General features: G+C 31.3%; 26 protein-coding genes and 1 tRNA gene. 21 read left to right on the top strand and 6 right to left on the bottom strand.

Translation table 11 applies throughout. The features are described from left to right. Positions 1–66: 66 nt before the first annotated feature. The 15 genes from Q0C16_RS06245 to Q0C16_RS06175 all read left to right on the top strand — a co-directional run bounded on the left by Q0C16_RS06245 (position 67) and on the right by Q0C16_RS06175 (position 8,174). The gene (locus Q0C16_RS06245) at positions 67–495 is read left to right on the top strand and encodes an AbrB/MazE/SpoVT family DNA-binding domain-containing protein (RefSeq protein WP_292320518.1); all 429 of its coding nucleotides are present in this window, start codon (positions 67–69) and stop codon (positions 493–495) included. A 128-nt stretch (positions 496–623) separates the two neighbouring features. Beyond that, positions 624–1,061 carry a 30S ribosomal protein S19 gene (locus tag Q0C16_RS06240; protein WP_292320517.1) on the top strand — a complete coding sequence of 146 codons (438 nt, stop codon included), beginning with the start codon at positions 624–626 and terminating at the stop codon, positions 1,059–1,061. Between the two features lie 10 nt (positions 1,062–1,071). Continuing rightward, the gene (gene rplV, locus Q0C16_RS06235; RefSeq protein ID WP_292320515.1) at positions 1,072–1,545 is read left to right on the top strand and encodes a 50S ribosomal protein L22; all 474 of its coding nucleotides are present in this window, start codon (positions 1,072–1,074) and stop codon (positions 1,543–1,545) included. 4 nt (positions 1,546–1,549) lie between these two features. Beyond that, positions 1,550–2,296, top strand: a complete 747-nt coding sequence (locus Q0C16_RS06230) for a 30S ribosomal protein S3 (RefSeq protein WP_292320513.1) — start codon at positions 1,550–1,552, stop codon at positions 2,294–2,296. Beyond that, complete coding sequence (gene rpmC / locus Q0C16_RS06225) at positions 2,289–2,483, top strand: 50S ribosomal protein L29 (RefSeq protein WP_292320511.1); 195 nt, start codon at positions 2,289–2,291, stop codon at positions 2,481–2,483. Before Q0C16_RS06230 ends, rpmC begins: the two co-directional genes overlap by 8 nt. Before the next feature lie 12 nt (positions 2,484–2,495). Then, positions 2,496–2,768, top strand: a complete 273-nt coding sequence (locus Q0C16_RS06220) for a ribonuclease P protein subunit (protein WP_292320509.1) — start codon at positions 2,496–2,498, stop codon at positions 2,766–2,768. A 224-nt stretch (positions 2,769–2,992) separates the two neighbouring features. Then, positions 2,993–3,589 carry a GNAT family protein gene (locus tag Q0C16_RS06215; RefSeq protein WP_292320507.1) on the top strand — a complete coding sequence of 199 codons (597 nt, stop codon included), beginning with the start codon at positions 2,993–2,995 and terminating at the stop codon, positions 3,587–3,589. Between the two features lie 214 nt (positions 3,590–3,803). Beyond that, positions 3,804–4,145 (top strand): 30S ribosomal protein S17, encoded by a 342-nt coding sequence (locus tag Q0C16_RS06210; RefSeq protein ID WP_292320505.1) that lies wholly within the window; start codon positions 3,804–3,806, stop codon positions 4,143–4,145. Positions 4,146–4,159: 14 nt separating this feature from the next. Further along, entirely contained in the window at positions 4,160–4,582 is a 423-nt protein-coding gene (locus Q0C16_RS06205) for a 50S ribosomal protein L14 (protein ID WP_292320503.1), read from the top strand. A 10-nt stretch (positions 4,583–4,592) separates the two neighbouring features. Continuing rightward, entirely contained in the window at positions 4,593–5,036 is a 444-nt protein-coding gene (rplX, locus tag Q0C16_RS06200) for a 50S ribosomal protein L24 (protein WP_292320501.1), read from the top strand. Further along, complete coding sequence (locus Q0C16_RS06195) at positions 5,036–5,794, top strand: 30S ribosomal protein S4e (RefSeq protein WP_292320499.1); 759 nt, start codon at positions 5,036–5,038, stop codon at positions 5,792–5,794. The genes rplX and Q0C16_RS06195 overlap by 1 nt, the downstream gene beginning before the upstream one ends. Then, complete coding sequence (locus Q0C16_RS06190; protein ID WP_292320497.1) at positions 5,791–6,351, top strand: 50S ribosomal protein L5; 561 nt, start codon at positions 5,791–5,793, stop codon at positions 6,349–6,351. Before Q0C16_RS06195 ends, Q0C16_RS06190 begins: the two co-directional genes overlap by 4 nt. Before the next feature lie 10 nt (positions 6,352–6,361). Further along, on the top strand, positions 6,362–6,526 hold the full coding sequence (locus Q0C16_RS06185) for a 30S ribosomal protein S14 (protein ID WP_292320496.1): 165 nt from the start codon (positions 6,362–6,364) through the stop codon (positions 6,524–6,526). 11 nt (positions 6,527–6,537) lie between these two features. After that, positions 6,538–6,933 (top strand): 30S ribosomal protein S8, encoded by a 396-nt coding sequence (locus Q0C16_RS06180; RefSeq protein ID WP_292320494.1) that lies wholly within the window; start codon positions 6,538–6,540, stop codon positions 6,931–6,933. 71 nt (positions 6,934–7,004) lie between these two features. Further along, positions 7,005–8,174 (top strand): hypothetical protein, encoded by a 1,170-nt coding sequence (locus Q0C16_RS06175; RefSeq protein WP_292320492.1) that lies wholly within the window; start codon positions 7,005–7,007, stop codon positions 8,172–8,174. Here the strand turns inward: Q0C16_RS06175 and Q0C16_RS06170 are convergent. After that, positions 8,171–8,908 carry a thioredoxin family protein gene (locus tag Q0C16_RS06170; protein ID WP_292320490.1) on the bottom strand — a complete coding sequence of 246 codons (738 nt, stop codon included), beginning with the start codon at positions 8,906–8,908 and terminating at the stop codon, positions 8,171–8,173. The two genes, Q0C16_RS06175 and Q0C16_RS06170, sit on opposite strands and share 4 nt — an antisense overlap. 146 nt (positions 8,909–9,054) lie before the next feature. On the opposite strand from Q0C16_RS06170, the gene Q0C16_RS06165 reads away from it, so the two are divergent. After that, entirely contained in the window at positions 9,055–10,188 is a 1,134-nt protein-coding gene (locus Q0C16_RS06165) for a DUF373 family protein (protein ID WP_292320488.1), read from the top strand. 1 nt (position 10,189) lies between these two features. Then, positions 10,190–10,696, top strand: coding sequence for a hypothetical protein (locus tag Q0C16_RS06160; protein WP_292320485.1), 507 nt, complete (start codon positions 10,190–10,192; stop codon positions 10,694–10,696). On the opposite strand, the gene Q0C16_RS06155 is transcribed toward Q0C16_RS06160, so the two are convergent. The 3 genes from Q0C16_RS06155 to Q0C16_RS06145 are packed head-to-tail and all read right to left on the bottom strand — an operon-like array spanning position 10,685 to position 13,922. After that, positions 10,685–12,067, bottom strand: a complete 1,383-nt coding sequence (locus Q0C16_RS06155) for a hypothetical protein (protein ID WP_292320483.1) — start codon at positions 12,065–12,067, stop codon at positions 10,685–10,687. The genes Q0C16_RS06160 and Q0C16_RS06155 overlap by 12 nt on opposite strands. Continuing rightward, positions 12,064–13,488 carry a type II/IV secretion system ATPase subunit gene (locus tag Q0C16_RS06150; protein WP_292320481.1) on the bottom strand — a complete coding sequence of 475 codons (1,425 nt, stop codon included), beginning with the start codon at positions 13,486–13,488 and terminating at the stop codon, positions 12,064–12,066. Before Q0C16_RS06150 ends, Q0C16_RS06155 begins: the two co-directional genes overlap by 4 nt. After that, positions 13,485–13,922 (bottom strand): hypothetical protein, encoded by a 438-nt coding sequence (locus tag Q0C16_RS06145; protein ID WP_292320478.1) that lies wholly within the window; start codon positions 13,920–13,922, stop codon positions 13,485–13,487. The genes Q0C16_RS06150 and Q0C16_RS06145 overlap by 4 nt, the downstream gene beginning before the upstream one ends. Before the next feature lie 141 nt (positions 13,923–14,063). Here Q0C16_RS06145 and Q0C16_RS06140 point away from each other — a divergent pair, with 141 nt between their 5' ends. The 4 genes from Q0C16_RS06140 to Q0C16_RS06125 all read left to right on the top strand — a co-directional run bounded on the left by Q0C16_RS06140 (position 14,064) and on the right by Q0C16_RS06125 (position 18,797). After that, positions 14,064–14,996, top strand: coding sequence for a deoxyhypusine synthase (locus tag Q0C16_RS06140; RefSeq protein WP_292320476.1), 933 nt, complete (start codon positions 14,064–14,066; stop codon positions 14,994–14,996). A gap of 132 nt (positions 14,997–15,128) precedes the next feature. Beyond that, on the top strand, positions 15,129–16,775 hold the full coding sequence (locus Q0C16_RS06135) for a DNA topoisomerase VI subunit B (protein WP_367117923.1): 1,647 nt from the start codon (positions 15,129–15,131) through the stop codon (positions 16,773–16,775). Positions 16,776–16,788: 13 nt separating this feature from the next. Further along, positions 16,789–17,946 carry a DNA topoisomerase IV subunit A gene (locus tag Q0C16_RS06130; RefSeq protein WP_292320472.1) on the top strand — a complete coding sequence of 386 codons (1,158 nt, stop codon included), beginning with the start codon at positions 16,789–16,791 and terminating at the stop codon, positions 17,944–17,946. A gap of 89 nt (positions 17,947–18,035) precedes the next feature. After that, positions 18,036–18,797, top strand: a complete 762-nt coding sequence (locus tag Q0C16_RS06125) for a DNA polymerase sliding clamp (RefSeq protein ID WP_292320470.1) — start codon at positions 18,036–18,038, stop codon at positions 18,795–18,797. Here Q0C16_RS06125 and Q0C16_RS06120 read toward each other — a convergent pair. Continuing rightward, the gene (locus Q0C16_RS06120) at positions 18,787–19,833 is read right to left on the bottom strand and encodes a hypothetical protein (RefSeq protein WP_292320468.1); all 1,047 of its coding nucleotides are present in this window, start codon (positions 19,831–19,833) and stop codon (positions 18,787–18,789) included. The two genes, Q0C16_RS06125 and Q0C16_RS06120, sit on opposite strands and share 11 nt — an antisense overlap. Before the next feature lie 47 nt (positions 19,834–19,880). Continuing rightward, positions 19,881–19,954, bottom strand: a tRNA-Val gene (locus tag Q0C16_RS06115). Positions 19,955–19,980: the final 26 nt, after the last annotated feature.

Here is a 19,980-nt window from a genome sequence, read left to right as displayed (position 1 = left end):
TCTTAACTTATCTATAATAAAAAGGATGTACGTAAAATAGGTTGAGAATTTAATGGGGTGTACTTTGTGTCAAGTAGTAGAATTACTGGATTGGTTAAGGTAGATTCCAAAGGCAGGATAACGATACCTCAAACCATGAGGGAAAACTTAGGTATAGAACCAGGAATGCTAGTTGCGTTATTAGCTGATAGTGATAAAAAAGAAATAGTAATAAGCCCTATATTATCTGAAAATGCTAAAGTCTTAGAGTTAAGCATTGATATGGTAGATAAACCGGGATCGTTAGCAAAGGTTATTGATAAAATTGCAGAGTATAAAATAGACATTATTGCAAATAGATGCACATCTATAACAAGGAGAGAGGAAGGAGAGTGCACATTTATTATAGACATTAGTCAGAGTTCTATCGATGCTGATAAACTAAAATCAGCATTAGAATCTATCGATATTGTTACCCAGGTAAGAGTAAAGCAATTTGAAGTTCCTTCATATTAAACTTGTTTTTAAATAAAATTTACTAAATAATTTATTTAAATTTATTTCATTATAGCATAAAAGGATTTTAAAGGAGTATAAATAACTAGGAATTGCTAGAAAGCGCGCGAGCCAGTTAGGTGAAAGAAATGTCGATTGAACTGAAACCAGAATGGAAGCGATTTAAATATAGAGGAAAGACTTTAGAAGAATTACTAAATATGCCTATGGACGAATTAGTAAAGTTATTTCCATCAAGATCTAGGAGAAGCTTAACGAGGGGTTTTACGCCTTCTCAGAAAACATTGTTAGCTAAGATCAGAGCTCTTAGGAAGGCTATTCAGCAGGATCCTAGCAAAGTAAATACAGTAATCAAAACTCATGTTAGGGATTTAGTTATATTGCCAGAAATGATTGGGTTAACAATAGCAGTTCATAACGGTAAGGAATACGTTTCGGTAAAAATAACCCCAGAAATGATTGGGCATAGACTTGGAGAATATAGTCATACAACAAAAACTGTTCATCATGGAGAGCCTGGATTAAAGGCATCTAAGAGCAGCTTGCATGTAGCTGCTAAAGTATGAGGTGGTTTAATTGCCAGAATGGAGTTATTCAGTTAAAATTCCCGACGAAAGTAAAATTGCAAAAGCAGTAATTAGGGAAGTTCCTGTACATCCTAAGGTAATAGTTGAGATAGCAAAGGCAATAAATGGTATGAATTTAAAGAAAGCTGAAAAATTCTTAGAAAATGTAATTGAACAGAAAGAGCCAATACCATTTAGAAGATCTAACAAAAAGGTTTCTCATAAGAGAGGTTTAAGCGATAGATGGGGCGTACCTTCTGGTAGATATCCCATCAAAGCTTCTAGATATGTTTTAAAATTGCTAGAAAATGTGGAAAATAATGCAGAAAATAAAGGATTAGAAGTAGATAAATTAGTTATATCTCACATAGGTGTGAGCAAGGGCCTAACATTAAAAAGAGCTATGCCTAGAGCCTTCGGAAGAGCTGATATAATTAGAAAATTCAGGTCAAATGTAGAAGTGATAGTTAGAATGGAGGGATGAAGTTATGTCTAGAATAAAAAAATACTTCTTAGATCAGGCAATGCTTAGAGCAAAGATAGATGAATATCTTGCTCAAAACTTCTATACAGCGGGATATTCTGGAGTTCATATAATTCAAAGTGGTCTTGGCACAAGAATTCACATATATGCGGAAAGACCTGCACTTATAATTGGTAGGAAAGGAGCAACAATTAGAAGATTGCAAGGAGTGTTCCAGAAAGTCTTTGGTTTAGAAAACGCTCAAGTAACTGTTAGTCAACCAGATAATATGGAGCTTAATGCAAGAGTTCAAGCATTTAGAGTTGCTAGATCTTTAGAAATGGGTTATCATTTTAGAAGGGTTGCTATGGCAACATTAAGGAGAATAATAGAAGCTGGTGCTATTGGGGCAGAAATAGTAATAAGCGGTAAATTAACGAATGAAAGAGCTAAATTTGAGAAGCTTCAAATGGGTAAGGTAATCAAAACTGGGGATATTGTGGATCAATATGTTGATAAAGCAGTTTCAGGTGCAAAACTTCCTCAAGGAGTTTATGGTGTGAGAGTTATTATAGTTAAGCAACAGGCATCGCAACCGCATATATATGAGAAAGGAGAAGATGAAATCAAAAATGTTATTCAATCTTTAAGAGAGCAGGTAGAAGAAATTAAATCTGAGGAAGGACAAGAAAAACTAGAGGAAATGATGGAAGAAATAAGTGAAGAAAAGGAGGTTGAGGAAGGTGGGGAAATACAAGCTCAAAATGAGTGAACTGAGAAAAATGCAGGATGAAGAAATTAAGAAAACATTAAATGATACGATATCTGATTTGACAGTATTAAGACATAAGGCATCTACAGGTTCACTTGATAATCCAGCTAGAATAAAACAGCTTAGAAAAAATAAGGCCAGAATCTTGACATTACTTAATGAAAAGAAAAAGACTCAAAGTAAATAAATGTGACCTTTTTTGAAAGTAAATAGAAAAAATTTATTATATCATGAAATAATTGGATTAGAAGTTTGTATCATTAAGCATTTGGATCCTTCTTTAGAAGGTAAATGCGGAAGAATATTTTATGAAACAAAAAATACTATAGTTTTGGAAACAGATAAAGATAAATTAAAAATTTTAAAAAAAGGGGCAGTTCTTGAATTTAGAGTCGATAGTGAAAAAATAATTATTTTAGGAGACGAGTTGATAGGAAGGCCTGAAGACAGAGCTAAAAATATATTAAAATGATATTTGTTATTGTTTAATACAAATTATTTTTTAGATAATTTTTTACTTTTTAGCTTAATGCTTTAGATTTATGATTATTCTAATTAAAAAGACATGTTACAAATCTCTAAACATGATTTTGTAAATCTATATTTGTTTTTATTTATACGTAATAATATTTAAATTTTGTAATATAGAGTAGTTATTAAAAAGTATTAAGTTTCAAAGAATAAAGGCGAATAATATTGTTTATTAATTTGAAAGATGGAAGAATAATTGAGCTTAGGGAAGCAAATCCAAAGGATTCAGAAAAGATCATAGCGTTTTGGTCTAAGTTAATTAATGATTTTACTTCATATAGGCTATTCAATTATACAGGTAAACTTAGCAAACCAGATGTGCTGGAAAATAGAATTAAAAACAAAGAAATAAATATCGATTTAGCTATAAGCGATAATTATGTTGTTGGTGATGTGATAGTTACTATAGGTCCGAAATTTGGCATTATGCTCCAACCTCACATAGCAGAAATCGCTTATGGTTTATCTGAGGAGTTTAGAGGAACTGGTCTTATCTATGCTCAAATTTTTAGTGCGGTTTCCAAAATTGATGTCAAATATATTATGGCTTATGTTGATCTTGAGAATATAAGATCTATAAAAATATTAGAAAACTTAAAGTGCGAAAAGAAAGCGGAATTGCCTGAATTTATTTATGATAACGTTAAAAAGCAATTAAAAACTCTTCTTCTTTATATGTGCAATAAAGACCTGTTGTTTAGTGAAGCTCAAAAAAAGATTAAACAAGTCGGGATAAATATTAAAGATTATCACATAATCTAATTAATTAGGTTATTAATGTTTACTTTTAGAATAATATATAAAAAAATAATAAAAATGTCATTTGTTATCTAATATTGTAAGAAAATAAATTAGCTCTTTTAATTTTTAGGAATATATAGGTTTCATATTGTAAGAGTTCCAATAGAGTTTATAAGTATCATTTTTTACTTTTTGATGTGCGGTAAAATAAGGAATCGCGATAGGTGTAAGGTTAATGCCAGAGCAGAAAACAATAAAGAATTTGCAGATACCTGGGGTGGTTCCGCCCCAAAAAAGCTGTAGTGATCCATATTGCCCATGGCATGGATCACTTAAAGTTAGAGGTGTATTATTAGAAGCTGTTGTTGAAAAGCTAAGAACAAAGGAAAGTGCAGTTGTAAGGCATGAGTATTTGTATTATGATCGTAAGTATAAAAGATACGAGTGGAGGAGAACTAAAAAGCACGTGCATGTTCCTGCATGTTTAGATATAAAGGAAGGAGATAAAGTATTAATTGGTGAAACTAGACCATTATCAAAAACTATAAAGTTTGTAATCTTAGGTAAGCATACATAAGGGGTGCTAAATAAATGCCAAAGAGGAAGAAATATGGAGCAGTGCTTTCAAGAAGAGGATTAAGTGCAGGTCTTCAAGTTGGTTCAACAGCATTTGTAGCAGATAATAGTGGGGCTAAGGAAGCTTTAATTGTTGATGTTCCATTAGTGAAGACCAGGGTTAGGAGATTAGCAAGAGCAACTGTTGGTGATTTAGTGGTAGTGTCTATTAAGAAAGGAACTCCTCAAGTTAGAAAGCAAATAAGTTATGCCGTTGTTATAAGACAGAAAAGACCTTATAAAAGGTCTGATGGTACTTGGATATCATTTAACGACAATGCACTAGTTTTGGTTAATCCTGATGGAACTCCCAAAGGAAGCGAAATAAGAGGTGCAGTTCCAAAAGAAGTAGCAGAAAGATGGCCTACGGTAGCTAAGCTTGCTACCTCAATTATATGAGGTGTTATATATGATGAAATCATCTAGTCCTAGGAAACAGCGTAAGTTTTTATTTAATATGCCTCTTCATTTGAAACATAAGTTGGTAACAGTGCAATTAAGTAAAGAATTAAGAGAAAAATTTGGAATTAGAAACATGCCATTAAGAGTAGGCGATAAGGTTAAAGTTGTTAAAGGATCATATAAAGGAAAATCAGGTAAGGTATCAGAGGTAGATCTAAAAAGATTGTTTGTTAAAATTGAAGGTATTACAAGGAAAAAAGCCGATGGGACAGAAATACCTGTCAAATTTAGGCCTTGGAATCTAGTCATCACTGATTTAGATTTAAAAGACGAAGAAAGAAAGAAAATTGTGCAGAGGAGAGGAGGAAAAATGGTAACGCAAGAAGAAAAAAGTGTTTCAGAAGCTAAAGTTGAAGAAAAACAGCCAGAAGAAAAAGAGGGTGAAAAGTAATGGGCAATATGGGAGGAAGCAGATCTATTAAAGCAAAGACAGCACCAGTATTTTGGCCTGTTCCAAGAAAGGTTAGACCATGGACTGTTAAACCATCTCCAGGTCCACATAAAGTTGAACAAAGCCTTCCTTTAATGTTAGTTTTAAGGGATTTATTAAAATATGCCGAATCCGGCAAGGAAGCAATAAAAATAATTGCTGAAGGGAAAATTAAGGTTGATGGAAAAGTAGTAAGGGATTATAAATATCCTTTAAGTGTTATGGATGTATTGGAAATACCAGAAAATGATGAATATTATAGAGTAATTCCCTATCCTACAGATTATCTTAGGTTGCATAAAATATCTAAAGAGGAAGCTAGTATTAAACCTGTTAGGATAGAAAATAAAACAGTAGTGAAAGGCGGTAATATACAATTAAACCTTAGCGGAGGTAGAAATATATTAATTAAACTAAATGAAAAAGAGAAGAAGGAAGTTCCGTATAATACATTAGATACTTTACTAATAGGGTTACCTAATCAAGATATAAAAGATCATATACCATTCCAAATCGGGGATTCAGCATTAATAGTTTGGGGAAAGAACGTAGGTAGGTTAGGCAAGCTAGTATCTATAAATAAACAATGGGGCTGGAAATGGACTTCAATAACCTTAGAAGGAAAAGATGGTAAAAAGATACAAACAGCTCTTGAATACGTATTAGTTGTAGGAAAAGAGAAACCTGTTATTACATTACCGGAGGAGATCGAGTTATGAGCATAGCTTTGGATGATAATGAGGTAAATAAGATATTAAAGTCATGGGAAGAAAATCCTATGACTAAACCAAGAATAGTTAAGGTAACTGTAAATATTGCGTTAGGCCAATCGGGAGAAAAGCTAGTTAAAATACAAGATTTACTAACTCAACTTACAGGTCAAAAGGCTTCTTTAAGAAGGGCTAAAAAAACTGTAAGGCCTTTTGGTATAAGAAAAGGTGAAAATATAGCAACCATGGTTACATTAAGAGGAGAAAAGGCTTATGCGTTTTTAAAGAAAGCACTTGAAGCAGTTGGCTATAGAATCAAAAAGAGTAGTATTGATAAGTTCGGTAACGTGGGATTTGGGATAACTGAGTATATATTATTGCCGGGAGCTAGATATGATCCTGAAATAGGTATAGTAGGGATGGATGTAATAATAACAGTAGAAAAACCTGGATATAGAATAGAAAAGAGAAAGATTAAAACATCTAAAATGCCAATAAGGCATAGAGTGAAACCAGAGGAAACAATAGTGCTGCTCAGTAAAGAACTTGGAGTCACATTTATATGAGGTGAATGTAATGGGAAAATATAAGCCACCAAAAGTAAAAAGTATTGGACGTGGAGCTCAGAAGTGTCAAAGGTGTGGAACAAGAGATGCTGTTATTCAAAAATATGGAATTTATTTATGCAGACAATGTTTTAGGGAGGTAGCTCCCTCATTAGGGTTTAAGAAATATAAGTAAGGTGATAGATAATGGTAGATGTTTTGGCTTATCATTTATCTTCAATAATGAATTCTGAGCTTAGGGGAGAAAGAGAAGTCGTATTGTTACCCGCTTCAAAGCTCTCAGCATCTGTTCTAAGAGTTCTTCAAAAAGAGGGATATATAGGAGAATTCGAATATGTTGATGATGGTAGATTTGGAAAGTTTAAAGTACAGCTATTAGGAAGAATTAATAAAATAGGTCCAGTTAGGCCAAGGGTTTCCATAAAGTATAATGAATTATTAAGGCTTCCGGAGAACTTAAGAAGATTCCTAGCAAGTAGAGATCTTGGTCATCTAATTTTGTCTACAAATCAAGGCGTTATGACTCATAAAGACGCTCTAGTCAAAAAAACTGGAGGAATTATAATAGCATATGTTTATTAAAGCAGATTTATTTTATGTATAAATTATTTTTGTTTTATTAATTAATAAAAATTAGGTTGGAGGTCAAATAATTGGAGAAAAGCTTAATATTTAAAGAGTGGTTTGATTTTTTTGAAAATTTTAAAAAAGACGATATATTTAAAGAAGAGATTTTGAATATACCAAGTTTCCCTGCAATTGCTAACAATAATGGTATCTATGATGTTAAAATTGGCGCCAATATAAAGTTAACATGGCTGTGCTGCAATACTTACCAACTGAAAATTAATGGTGGAGGCTTGTTGTCGAGTATTCCTGATAAACCAATAAAAAACTTGGTTTTTAATTATAAAAGCTATAGTCCAAATACAGTAATTCAAGATAGTTACATAATTAATCCATTAGGTTTTATTCCTCATGCACCAATTCTTAACGAGCTAAATTATGGAAATTGTTTTAGCTACAATAATAAGAAAATTTATGTAAGAGATTCAGATCCATTTTCAAAAGTAAAGACTCAGGAATGTTTAGAAGTAAAAAAAGTAGAAGGGAAAAGTAATTATAACATAGGTTCTTTACAATTTAATGTTATTGATAGGTATTCACTAGGCAGGATAAATATATATGAAACTAACATAGGGACCCTTTTTACTAACAACGATATAACACTTTTATTTAATCATGAAAACGAAATAATTTTTAAAATACCATATCACGACATTTCATTTTTTATCCTTTATCCTTTTAAGTTTTTTAGATTTCATACAAGAAAATCTAGTTTTAGAACAAATGTTTTTGTTTTGAATTCAGAAATTGGTTTTGTATCTAACTATGGCTTTGAATTAGAATTTGAATCAGGCCAACTAAAAATAAATTCTTCAAAACCATTTTATATAGTTAAGGGTGGAATTTTAAAATCTTTTAATACTTTAATAGATATTAATACTAATTTTTCATATGGATATGAAATTATAAATCATATAAGAAGCGGTTATTCTTCTGTTATATTAAGTGAAATTAATAATAAAACAATAGAATTTGATATATTTAATGTATCTGGATATAATTCAATAATTGAAATTTTACCTAAAATAAGAACTGAAAAAATGGAAATATGTTCACATCTTGGATGCTACGATATATTAGATAGTGCAGGAATCTATAGAATACCATCGCCTTCAGGTTGCTATTGTAAAGCTAAAATCTATTTAAGCCACGAATCTTCAATTAAAAATAAATTATTGAATAGTTTGAAAAGTTAGATTCCAGTTGCTTCTCCTTCTTCTTTAGGAACCATTTGTTTTAGTTTATTTTCTGCAGCTGCTTTTATATACGTTATGAAATCTTCTTCATAGGGAACTCCCACAAAAGATACTACGCCATTTAATGCTATTGCTGGTACGCTCATTACTCCGTATTTTTCTGCTATATCCATATTTTCATAAGCTTCTACTGTTTCAGATAGTATTTTCGGATTATTTTGTTTGTATGCTTCATATGCAAACATGTTTGATAATAGCACTGCGTAAGGACAATATGGGCATGAGGGAGTTATAACCGTCTCTATATGTACATTACCTTTTAGTTTTGCAAGCTCTTCTCTCGTTTCTTTTTCTAATCCTGAGTCATTCTCGCTTATCCTCATTATTGTCTCAATAAATCCTCTTATTTCTTCTCCTGCAGGTATTCCACTATACTTTATTAACCCGCCTATGAGAGTTACTGCTGGAACTCTTTCAACTCCTTGTTTTTGAAATTCCTTTAGATCTTCTTGATTTGATTTATTATATATTTTAACTTCAATCATTTTTTTACCATTTTTTACAGGTGAAGCATCTGCTATAGTATTTATTAGTTTTATTGTATCTTCGCATGTTTCACATTCTTCATCAACAAATACGCTAATTGTTACCGGATTTACCATATATGCAAGAGTTTCTCTTAGTTCATTTATAAATGATTCGTCAAGATCTAAATCATAATACTTTCCCGACACTTTTTTCACCCTATCAGCATACTATTAGCTAAAAACCAGAGATTATAAACTCGCGTTAAATAAAATAGCTTTAATAATAAATCTTAAAATTATGAAAGAAAATATTATTATTTTAGAATTCATATAGATATTTTGGGCAAAGGATAGTGGAAGAAAAAACTAAAAAACCAATAATATTAATAATAGATATTGATGATGATATAGGTAACGTTACTGGTAGGTCTCTGATATTTGGTAAAGATGAAGTTATGAAGGCTGCTATAGATTTTGCAGAAAAGAGGCCAGAAGATTCTGACACAAATGCTATATTTGCAGGTCTTAATTTATATGAGAATTTAAAAACAACGAGCAATGATCCTGAGATAGCTATAGTAGGGGGTCATGCAACAAACAACATGTTAGCTCAAATCCTTATCAAAGATAGGGTTAAACAATTGCTAGAAAAAATTGGCAATAAAGATGTGGAATTTTATTTGGTAAGTGATGGTACTGATGAGCTTTTGGTAGCGGAGGTATTAAGGGAGCTTGCACCAATAGCAGGTCTGAGAAGGGTTATAGTTGAACAGCATCTAGGTGTAGAAGGAAGCTATTTCTTACTAGCAAGATATATAAGAAAGGCTATAGATGATCCTAAATATTCAAAATATTTCTTAGGTATACCAGGCATATTAATTGCTTTATTTGGTATATTATCTGTATTTGGGTACATATTTTTGGCATTAAAAATTATACTAGCTGTTTTAGGAGTATTTTTAATATTAAAAGGATTTAATGTAGAGGATAGAGCTTATAGTCTATTAACGAGGTTTGCCAAATATTTAAGAGAAACTAGTCATTTTCAGATAGCAGGTATAGGTATATTAGGGGTAACTATTTTGGCTAGTGTTCTTGCCGGATATTATTCAGCAATAAGTAAAGAAAATCTCATAATATTTTCAGGTAGCATAATAGCTAATTCAATACCAATTTTGCTTGCTGGATTTACATTGTATATAGTTGTTTCTAGAATATTTTACAAGGTAACAAAAAGTAACTTAAATATATTGAAAGAAACTGCATCAATAGCAATAATTATTTCTTTAGCCTTCGCATTTGCTCAGTTGGGAGTAACATTAGAAAATTATGGATTAAAAGTAGGAATAATTACCGGTTCGGAAATAATTAATTTGTTTATAGGGAGTGGATTTCTTTTATATAGTGTTGCCGGTGCTGGAGTTGCAGCTTTAATTGAGTTGGCTGACTATTTATATTTTAGGCGTTCGAAGAGGGAAGAGGAATAAAATGTCAAAAGAAAACTACTTAGAGTTAGCAATAGAAAAAGGAAAAATATCAGTAAAAGCTTGTAATAACAAAGATTTTTGTGAGCAATTAGAAAAAAATGGTTTAATGGTAAATAATTATATAAGCAGTTTAGAAGGTTCATATTTAGTTGCTATTGAGAGGGCAAATATGAATGGCCAAACAAGTTGGAAAAAAGCACTAGAAATCATAAAATATTATAAAATACCTTTAAATATATTTTTAGTTTATTTTGATTTAAGGAGAAGAGGAAGAAGGGTTTGGGAAGGTTCAAGAGATAATACTCTTATCTCTGAAACAGCCAACCTTAAGAAATTTGAGGTTTTAGTATTAGGGGAAGGTAATTCGATAACTACTTCTCAGATTGCAGAGTGGAGTAATTTAGCTGTTGCAGATTCTCATATACCAGTTATAGCCATAGTTGATAAAAATGGAGAAATAACATACTATGAGTCAAGGTTATTTTATTTTAATTTATTATCTGAGTAATAATATAACTAACAATGTAGATAGTAAGCTTGGTATAAGTGTTGGAATTTTACCTCTATATAATATTGAAATAGGTAAAACGGTTAATGGAGAAAGGGATGCTATTATAATTTTTGAAAAAGAAAACATGTTATAGTTAATTGGTATGAATTGGTATGAATTGAGAAAAGTACTAGAAATAATATTAATGGCAAATATTGATATTAGTGGAGAAATAATAGCAATCGACATCATAAAGATTGACTGTGCTTTTATAGAGTTTGATAGTCTTCTAGATTCTTCAATTATTAGTCTAATTCCTTCTATGGCATTGCTAACTCCTATTTTTCCAGCTATTTTTTCTGATTCCAAAATAGCTTGAATTATATTGTTTGCTAATATTTTAGCCCTGTTTAACTCTACATCAAACCTTTTTCCAATCTTTGCTTTTTCCGAGGCTGTTCTTAAATTTGATAAAGCTATATCAATTTTTTTCTCTGTTTCTCTATAATAAACTTCTAATATTATAGAGCCTATTATAAGCGGTATTAATGAAAAGTAAACCATGCTTTTTAATATGAGAAAAGAAGAGATTAATGGGAATACTATGGATAAAATTTCAACGAAATAGTTATCTTGAGGCTCACCTATTTTTGGTCTCAATAAGAGCAGCAGGATTGAAATTAAAGGAATGAAAAATAATCCGAAGACTAATACAATAAATAATAAGTTTGATCCATTAAATAATATTAATATTGCCAATACGCCTATTGATAAAATAATCCCTATGCTGATTTCCACAAATTCCTTACCCAGCTCTATATAATTTTTCCATTCATCCCTTATTCCATAAATTGCATACTTATATAATAGCATTGCAATTTTATTTTTCGAAGTTCCCATATATTCTGATTGAACATAATCTACAATAAGCCTCTTAAATCTTAAATTAGGTGTCGTTTCACCCAGTTTGGATAATGCCTTTCTACTATCTTGGGTAAAATTCAAAATAATTTTAAGTCTTTCAATTTCTTTCTTTATATACTTTAATTTTAAGGAATCTGGCATAGTTAGCAATAAATCTATAAGGTTTCTTGTTGTAGAGGCATATGGTATTAGAAATGCTAAAAGAGATGGTAACTCATATTCGATCCCATTATTTAAAATCTTAAGCCAAATCTCTGGAATCCAAAAATCAGAAAAGAAAAATAATATTGAAATTAAACTTAGCAAAGAAACAATAAAAAATTTATGGACTATTATTAGGTAAATTAAAATAATAAACATTAATAAAGAGATCATTTTAAGTAGTCTACTTACTTTTTTAATTAGAATTATGGTTTTTATATCTAGTTTTAAGTAATCAAACTTTTTAATATACATGCTTATCATAATACATCTCCATATTTTTCTACATAGTATCTTGATAAAGAAACATAGAAATCTTCAGGGCTTTTCCCTATTGTATTTTCTAAAAATTCTATTCTAGATTTCATTTCTTCAGAGATTTCATTATAATTGAACCCAAGTCTATTGCTTGCAATCTCTAGTTTCTTGCTTTTTCTTACAATATTATCTATATCATTCGTTTGATATCCTAGCTTGTATATATTTAATAATTCCTCATCATCAACTTCGTCTATTTCATATAACCTTCTTATTGCTTTTCCTCCTAAGGAAGGTAATGTTCTTATTTGGATTATTGCTGTAATTGACTTTATGAAAAGGGAAGGCAACTTTATTGGTTCTAAGGTAAGCCTTGATATTACTCCTTCAGGAGAATCTGAGTGAATTGTAGTCATAGCTCCATAACCACTTGTAGCAGCCTGCGCAAGCACCTTTGCTTCTCTTCCTCTAACTTCTCCTACTATAACATAATCTGCTCTTCTTCTTAATGCATATTTTAATAAGTCTTCCATATTGATTTCTTCGACTTCGCTACCAGGAAGTTTTGGCCTTGTTATAAAAGAATCCCAATTTGGTGAGATTAACTTTAGTTCAGGGGTATCTTCTATTGTAATTATTTTGCTATAAGGTGGTAAAAGACTTGCTATTGATTGTAATAAAGTCGTCTTTCCGCTTCCCATGCTTCCAGATATTATCAAAAATCCCTGCGCCTCAGCCAAAAGCCATATATATGCCGCTATAATGGGGCTTAACACTTTGGATGCAAGTAAATCAGACATGGTTAATGGCTTTTCTGGATATTTTCTTAGAACAAAGTTACTGCCAAAATGGGAGATTTCATTAAGGAACGAAACAGATATCCTATTGCCATCATCTGTTATACCTTCTATATATGGGGTAGTAAGACTAACCACTTTATTTGCTTTTCTAGCAAGTTCAATAACTAAGGAATCAGATTCTTCTTTTTCTAATTTTATATCAACCATGATCCATCTTGATGGAACTAATTTGTGTATAGCGCTTATATTATTAGTATATCCATTATATGATATTTCATCTATATGAGGGTCAATAATTAATGGATAGATTTTTCCATAACCGCTTTTATATTTGTTAATTAGATATCTTTCTTCTTCGTTTGTATCCTTTTTCAATCCTGTCAGTAAATCTATATTCATTTCTATTTTTGGTTCATTTATGTAAAGGTGAACTAGATTATCTTCCCCTCTATATACATAATAATTAACTGGGCCTATTTTATATTGTGCAATAACTGACCATTTTGGTGGATTTTTAAAAAGATTATCTTCCTGCTCATAAAAATTTTCTTTTGTATCTTTTTCCTCGGTTTTATTATTTTTAATTATTTTGAAGGCTTTTTCTAAGCCTAGTCTCAATTTAATCACTTTAGATTAACTGGTTGAGTTGACATAATTGTGTTTGATTGTGTATCGTTATATTGTAGAAATATTGATTGCAAACTAGACGACGTATAAACAACAAATGATATTGACTCACCAGGATTAATATATTTATTTATTACATCAGGAACTATATTGTTTGACGATAGTGTTATGTTTTCTTGCGTTCCATTTTGATAAATTCCATATATTCCGGTTATTTTAATTTGACTCTGCATATCGTTTGTAATTTTTATATATATAATTTGGCTATTGCTGCTAATTGTCTGTGAGTTTGCCATTATATTTACACCTTGTCCCATATTTTCCATTGTAGTTAAAGATTTTTGGAAATAATTGTAAACAAGAACACCTCCAATTAATGTTGCGCTAATTAAAATAACAGTGCCAATTAAATTAGACAGACTTCTCTTTCTCAAGTTCATTCACCAAATAGATCTTTTATGCTAAAAATTATTTTCATTTCAATATAGAAATGCTTATATAGTACTTAATCCCATAATAAGATTTTTGTGTTAAGCTTTTATTTATGTATACTATTTAGTAAAAATGTGATGGAAATGGAAATTAAACCAGTTAAAGATGTTAGAATAGATCCAAACATGCCAGTTGAAAAATTGATAGAGATTTATGGAGACATCTATGGGTTTATGGCTGGCCATATTTACGAATCTGCAAATATATTAGCTGAAGGTCTAAAGGAATCAAATGTAAGGATTTTGACTTTTACTGGTAATTTAATATCAACAGGTCTAAGGGGTATTATAACTCAACTGATAGAAAAGAAAGCATTTAACGTAATCATAACTACGTGTGGCGCATTAGATCACGATATAGCAAGATCTAATGGAGGCATATACTTTAAAGGATATTTTGAATCTGATGATGAAAATCTTTATAAAAACAATATACATAGGCTAGGAAATGTCTTTATACGAATTGATGATTATGGTCTTAGAGTAGAAGAGTTTGTTAAAAAACTAGTTAAAGAAGCAGTTAAAATAAAAAATGAGTGGGGGGTTTACGAGCTTTTGAATTTGGCAGGAAGCATGATAAGCGATGAAAATAGTTTCTTAAGGGCCTCGAGAAACTCAGGCGTAGATGTCTTTGTACCTGGCTGGCCTGATGGAGCTTTCGGTACTGATTTGTTTATGGAATCGCAAAAATACAAAGATTTTAAGGTAAACTATTTCATAGATATGAAAAAACTTTCTGATATATTTTTTGATGAGAAAGAAAAAGCTACAGCACTTATTATTGGAGGAGGAATTAGCAAGCATCATGCTATTTGGTGGAGTCAATTTAGGAATGGATTAGACTATGTTGTTTATTTAACTACAGCGTCAGAATGGGATGGAAGCCTAAGCGGAGCTATGCCAAGAGAAGCAATAACCTGGGGAAAAATTAAACCTAAGGCCAAAAAATCTATAGTTTATGGAGATGCGACCATAACATTACCTATATTGGCTGCATCTATCCTTAAAGTATTTTAAAAATTATAATATAAATTTTTTATTAAATTATTAAAACCTTAGTCATATACCTTATACTGGTATTAAGTCCGGTAAGTTAAAAGAATTTAAGAGGTGGAAAAAATGAGCGCCGAGGCCGAATCGGAAGAAAGAATTAAAGCACAAGAAAAATATAGAGAGATGAGTATAGCTGAGTTTTTTGCCAAAAATAAAGAATTAGCGGGCTTTTCAAATCCAACAAGAGCTATATATCAAACTGTTAGAGAACTTGTAGAAAATTCTTTAGATGCAACGGACAGTCATAATGTATTGCCTGAGGTTAAGATATCAATAAAAGAAGTAGAGGCAGCTACAGATGATAAGCCTGCTAAATACGAGGTCGCAGTTGAAGATAATGGTATTGGAGTGCCTCCAAATGAGATAGCAAATGCTTTTGGTAAAGTTTTGTATAGTAGTAAGTATGTAATTAGACAAACAAGGGGTATGTACGGCCTCGGTGTTAAAGCAGCAATATTGTATTCTCAGATGACAACAGGTCAACCCGTTTTTATTGTATCTTCTACAGATTCAAGTGATAATATTTATTATAAAAAATTACTAATAGACATTAAGAAAAATGAGCCAGTTATAATTGAAGAAGGTCAACTTCTTAAAAGAAGTAATTGGCATGGTACAAAAGTTTATCTAACATTAGAAGGTGATTGGGTAAGAGCAAAACAAAAAATTATTGAATACATAAAAAGAACAGCACTTATAGCTCCTTATGCTGAGATAATTTTTGAAACCCCAGAAAATGAAATATACTATTTTCCAAGGGTTACCAAAAAAATGCCAAAACCTCCAAGTGAAGCAAAGCCACACCCTCATGGCATTGATATAGAGCAACTTAAAGCCATGGTTTCTTTTACAAAAACAAAAACAATGCTAGAATTTATGGTAGAAGAATTTCAGAGTATAGGTGAAATAACTGCAAGAAAGTTTCTTGAAAGCATAGGTATTGATCCAAACATGAATCCTAAAATGCTTATTGAAAAAGGAAACTCAAAACTTTTGCAAGTAGTGGCTACTGGATTAAGGACGTACAAAAACTTTAGACCTCCAAGAAGTGATTATCTAAGTCCAATAGGTGAAGAATTAATTGAAGTAGGTTTGAAGAGATTATTTAATGCTGAATGGGTAAAGGCTATAACAAGACAGGCTAGGGCATATGAAGGTCACCCATTTATAGTTGAGGCAGGAATTGCTTATGGAGGTAACATAATTCCTACAGAGGAGCCCGTGCTGTTAAGATATGCTAACAAAATTCCATTATTATATGAAGAGAGAGAAGATGTTTCATATAAGGTAGTAAGCTCAATAAACTGGAAGCTATATAATATTGAAGAGCCTATGCCATTAGTTGTTTTAGTTCACGTTGCCAGTACAAAGGTACCTTATAAAGGTGTTGGTAAAGAAAGTCTTAGTGAAGTTCAAGAGTTGGAAAGTGAAATTAAAAATGCTGTTCAAGAAATTGCAAGGAGTTTAAGGTTATATATTTCAAAAAAGAACAGCGAACGTACATTAAGAGAAAAAATAGTAACTATATCAAAATATATTCCAGAAATTGCAAGAAGCTTATCCATATTATCAATTCCCCCGGATAAATGGGGTACTGACGGGAAAAATAATAATGAGAAAATTATTGAAAAACTTGTAAAAATAGTGTCAAAATCTATAGAATTGCCTAAAATTGATGGAAAAGAAGAAGATCCAGAAAAGATAGTTAGATCTGTTATAGCAAATGTTAAATTAGAACAATGAGGTGTAAAAAAGAATGTCTCATATAGACAAAATTGATATAGCAGCTAGAAAAAAAGTAGCTGAAATATTTCACAAGAAATTCAGTGAATTATCTGAAAGTATAGAAAAAGGTAGTCCACCTAAATTAGAAATACCAATGAGAACTTTAGCTAACACCGTTTTTGACCCTAGTAAAGGCATTTTGAAGCTTGGTATAAGGAAAATAGAGAGGAACTTCTTAAATATGAATGAAACAAAGAAATTTATGCAAACGTTATTAATGGCTTCAATTATTTATCAAGCATTGGTTGAAAACGAATACCCAACAATAAGAGATCTATACTATAGAGGCAAGCACACAATATTGTTTAAGGATTTGAATGGAAAGATCAAAGAAGAAAATACATGGGAAGAACAATCAGAAAGCGATGCATCTATAAGAGACGTAGAGGTTATGACAGGATTATTGAGGGAAGATATGCTAATATTAAGTAAAGAAAAAGGAAAAGTTGTAGGAAATATGAGAATAAGGAGCGGTAATGATATTATAGATTTATCTAAATTAGGTCATGGGGCTTATGCTATAGAATCAACACCAGATTTAATAGAGTTTTTAGATTATGATGCTGAATTAGTTTTAGTTGTAGAGAAAGATGCAGTATTTCAACAACTTCATAGGGCAGGTTTCTGGCAAAAGTATAAGGCTCTCTTAGTTACAGGTGCAGGTCAGCCTGATAGAGCCACTAGAAGGTTTGTTAGAAGGCTTCACGATGAGCTAAAATTACCTGTATATATATTAACTGATTCAGATCCTTATGGGTGGTATATTTATAGCGTGTTTAAGGTAGGTAGTATACAGTTAAGTTATGAAAGTGAAAGATTAGCTACACCGAAAGCAAAATTTTTGGGAGTATCAATGAGCGACATATTTGGTTATGGGACAAAAAAGGCATATTTGAACGACGAAGAAAGAAGGAATTTTATAATAAAGGCTAAAGATGTTGACATAAAAAGGGCTAAAGAGTTAATGAAGTATTCATGGTTCCATTCAAAGCTTTGGAAAAGAGAAATAGATATGTTTATGGATAAAAAAGCAAAACTAGAAATAGAAGCTATGGCAAGCAAAGGATTAAAGTTTTTAGCATTTCAATATATTCCTGAAAAAATTCAGACTCAGGATTGGATTGAATAAAATCATATAGATATCCTTTTCATAAGTCCATGTATTAATAGAATAATTTATATTTAGTTTAATAGAACTATATAAATTAGGTGCTAAGTTTGGTCTCAATTAAAGCAGTTTATACTTCCGGTAGCAAATTTAAAAAAATTGTACAAGCTTTAGCTAGGATTAACGATGAAGGATTATTTCATTTTAGCAGCGATGGGCTGACGTCTTGGCTTTTCAGCCCAGACAAAACAATTTTAGGAATTTTTAAAGTTTCATCAACTGCCTTTGAAGAACTTTCTGTAGATTCTGATATTACTCTAACTGTTAACATGAGTGAATTGAGCAAGGTGCTTAGAAGATCCACAAGAAATGATAAGATAATTCTCCAATATTCAACTGGAGATAGTTATATGAGAGTAACTTTGGTTGATGAAAAAACAGGTGTAGAGAGATCATTTGATGTGTCGAGTGGGGAATCTGAAGAAAATGAAGTAAAAGAAATTAAGATGAATCCAACAGTTCGTTTTATAGTATCAGCAAATGACATAGATACTCTTGTAAAAGATGCAAAGTTAGTTGGTGATGTTATTAAAATAACCGGAAAAGATAATCAGATAACAGCTGAAGTTAGTGGAGAAGAAAAATATTATCAATGGATTATGAAAAAAGATTCACCACTTCAAGAAGTCTCTATTGATGAGGAATCAACGTCATCTTATAGCTTGAGTTCATTGAGATCTACAATTGAACCAATAACAACTATAGCAGAAAGTGTGAATCTAGAATTTACTACAGATTACCCTCTAAAGATAGAGTTTAGTATATCAGGTCCAGAAGAATTTGTTATGTATATAGCGCCAGTTAGTTCATAATTCTATTGCCATTCTTCTTTTCTAATAATATTATAAAAATTAAATATAATCCTAACGTAAATGAAAATATTGAAGAAAATACAATACTATTTTTTGGTGCTTTTAAAATCCAACTAATACCATATCCTACAACCCATCCAAGCAATTGCATAGTATTTATTAATGATATTCCTTCCGGGGATTTAGGGCTGCTCCAATAATCTAAGCTTAATGGTATAATTGCTTCTCTCATTCCGAATACTAAGGAAAAGGGCCAATAGAAATAAAAAAATGAAATTAATGAAAAAATTAGAAGAGATATTGGAAGTCCTAATTTGTTAACCCTAGGTAGAAAGAAACCTGAAATCATGCCTAGTGTTTCTAATAACGAATCTATTAGGCCTATCAAAAAATAATTCATATGATAGACTCTTACTAATTCTGGCATTAGAAACGGTGTAACCAATGCTATAGGGATTATAGATAAAAAAGGGGTCGGATCTTTTTTAATAGATATTCTAAATGATCCTCTTTCAACTTTATCGTTAATAGGAAAAATAACAAATCCCGATGCGCATGTTAATAATCCTCCCAAAATAAATGGAATCTTTAAGCTAATCACTTGTGCAGATGATCCTCCTAGAATAGGGAATATTACAGCAGGCAAAACAGATATAGCCCATATTTTAGTAAGTGTTCCAGATTCTTTATTTTTCATTAAAGAATAATAGTTAGGCAATGATATATAAAACAAGTAAGATATTATCGATGCAAACAACAAATCAAAATAGCTTTTTGCATATGGTATGATAAATATTCCTAAGCCGGATAAAAACATACCTAAAATAATGGTATTTTTTTCTCCAATTTTTCTGAAAAGAAGCGCACCTAATATTGGGAAAGGCAAACTAATTATTTCTAAATAAGTAAAAAACTGGCCTAAATTATTTTCTCCAATATATTTGGCTACCAATATAGAATAAAATGGATAATAAACGTAGAATCCTGCGCCCCAAATAAGCCAGCTTATTGTTATCAGTATTGAATTTCTGTCCAATATTTCACCTTTTTGCGGCATTGCTTTTAATTTATAAATCAAGTAGATGGGCCCGGCCGGGCTCGAACCGGCGACCTCCGCCGTGTAAGGGCGGCGTCCTAACCACCTAGACTACGGGCCCTAATATAGGTCTCGGCGACCACACCC

This window comes from Caldisphaera sp. (genome assembly GCF_023256325.1).
Classification (GTDB): domain Archaea; phylum Thermoproteota; class Thermoprotei_A; order Sulfolobales; family Acidilobaceae; genus Caldisphaera.
This window is presented reverse-complemented; position numbering and strand designations above follow the sequence as displayed.

Coding starts and splice junctions, on each gene's coding strand:
- Q0C16_RS06240 (WP_292320517.1), top strand. CDS start 624: ATGTCGATTGAACTGAAACCAGAATGGAAGCGATTTAAATATAGAGGA.
- Q0C16_RS06230 (WP_292320513.1), top strand. CDS start 1,550: ATGTCTAGAATAAAAAAATACTTCTTAGATCAGGCAATGCTTAGAGCA.
- rpmC (WP_292320511.1), top strand. CDS start 2,289: ATGAGTGAACTGAGAAAAATGCAGGATGAAGAAATTAAGAAAACATTA.
- Q0C16_RS06210 (WP_292320505.1), top strand. CDS start 3,804: ATGCCAGAGCAGAAAACAATAAAGAATTTGCAGATACCTGGGGTGGTT.
- Q0C16_RS06205 (WP_292320503.1), top strand. CDS start 4,160: ATGCCAAAGAGGAAGAAATATGGAGCAGTGCTTTCAAGAAGAGGATTA.
- rplX (WP_292320501.1), top strand. CDS start 4,593: ATGATGAAATCATCTAGTCCTAGGAAACAGCGTAAGTTTTTATTTAAT.
- Q0C16_RS06195 (WP_292320499.1), top strand. CDS start 5,036: ATGGGCAATATGGGAGGAAGCAGATCTATTAAAGCAAAGACAGCACCA.
- Q0C16_RS06190 (WP_292320497.1), top strand. CDS start 5,791: ATGAGCATAGCTTTGGATGATAATGAGGTAAATAAGATATTAAAGTCA.
- Q0C16_RS06185 (WP_292320496.1), top strand. CDS start 6,362: ATGGGAAAATATAAGCCACCAAAAGTAAAAAGTATTGGACGTGGAGCT.
- Q0C16_RS06180 (WP_292320494.1), top strand. CDS start 6,538: ATGGTAGATGTTTTGGCTTATCATTTATCTTCAATAATGAATTCTGAG.
- Q0C16_RS06160 (WP_292320485.1), top strand. CDS start 10,190: ATGTCAAAAGAAAACTACTTAGAGTTAGCAATAGAAAAAGGAAAAATA.
- Q0C16_RS06155 (WP_292320483.1), bottom strand. CDS start 12,067: ATGATAAGCATGTATATTAAAAAGTTTGATTACTTAAAACTAGATATA.
- Q0C16_RS06140 (WP_292320476.1), top strand. CDS start 14,064: ATGGAAATTAAACCAGTTAAAGATGTTAGAATAGATCCAAACATGCCA.
- Q0C16_RS06130 (WP_292320472.1), top strand. CDS start 16,789: ATGTCTCATATAGACAAAATTGATATAGCAGCTAGAAAAAAAGTAGCT.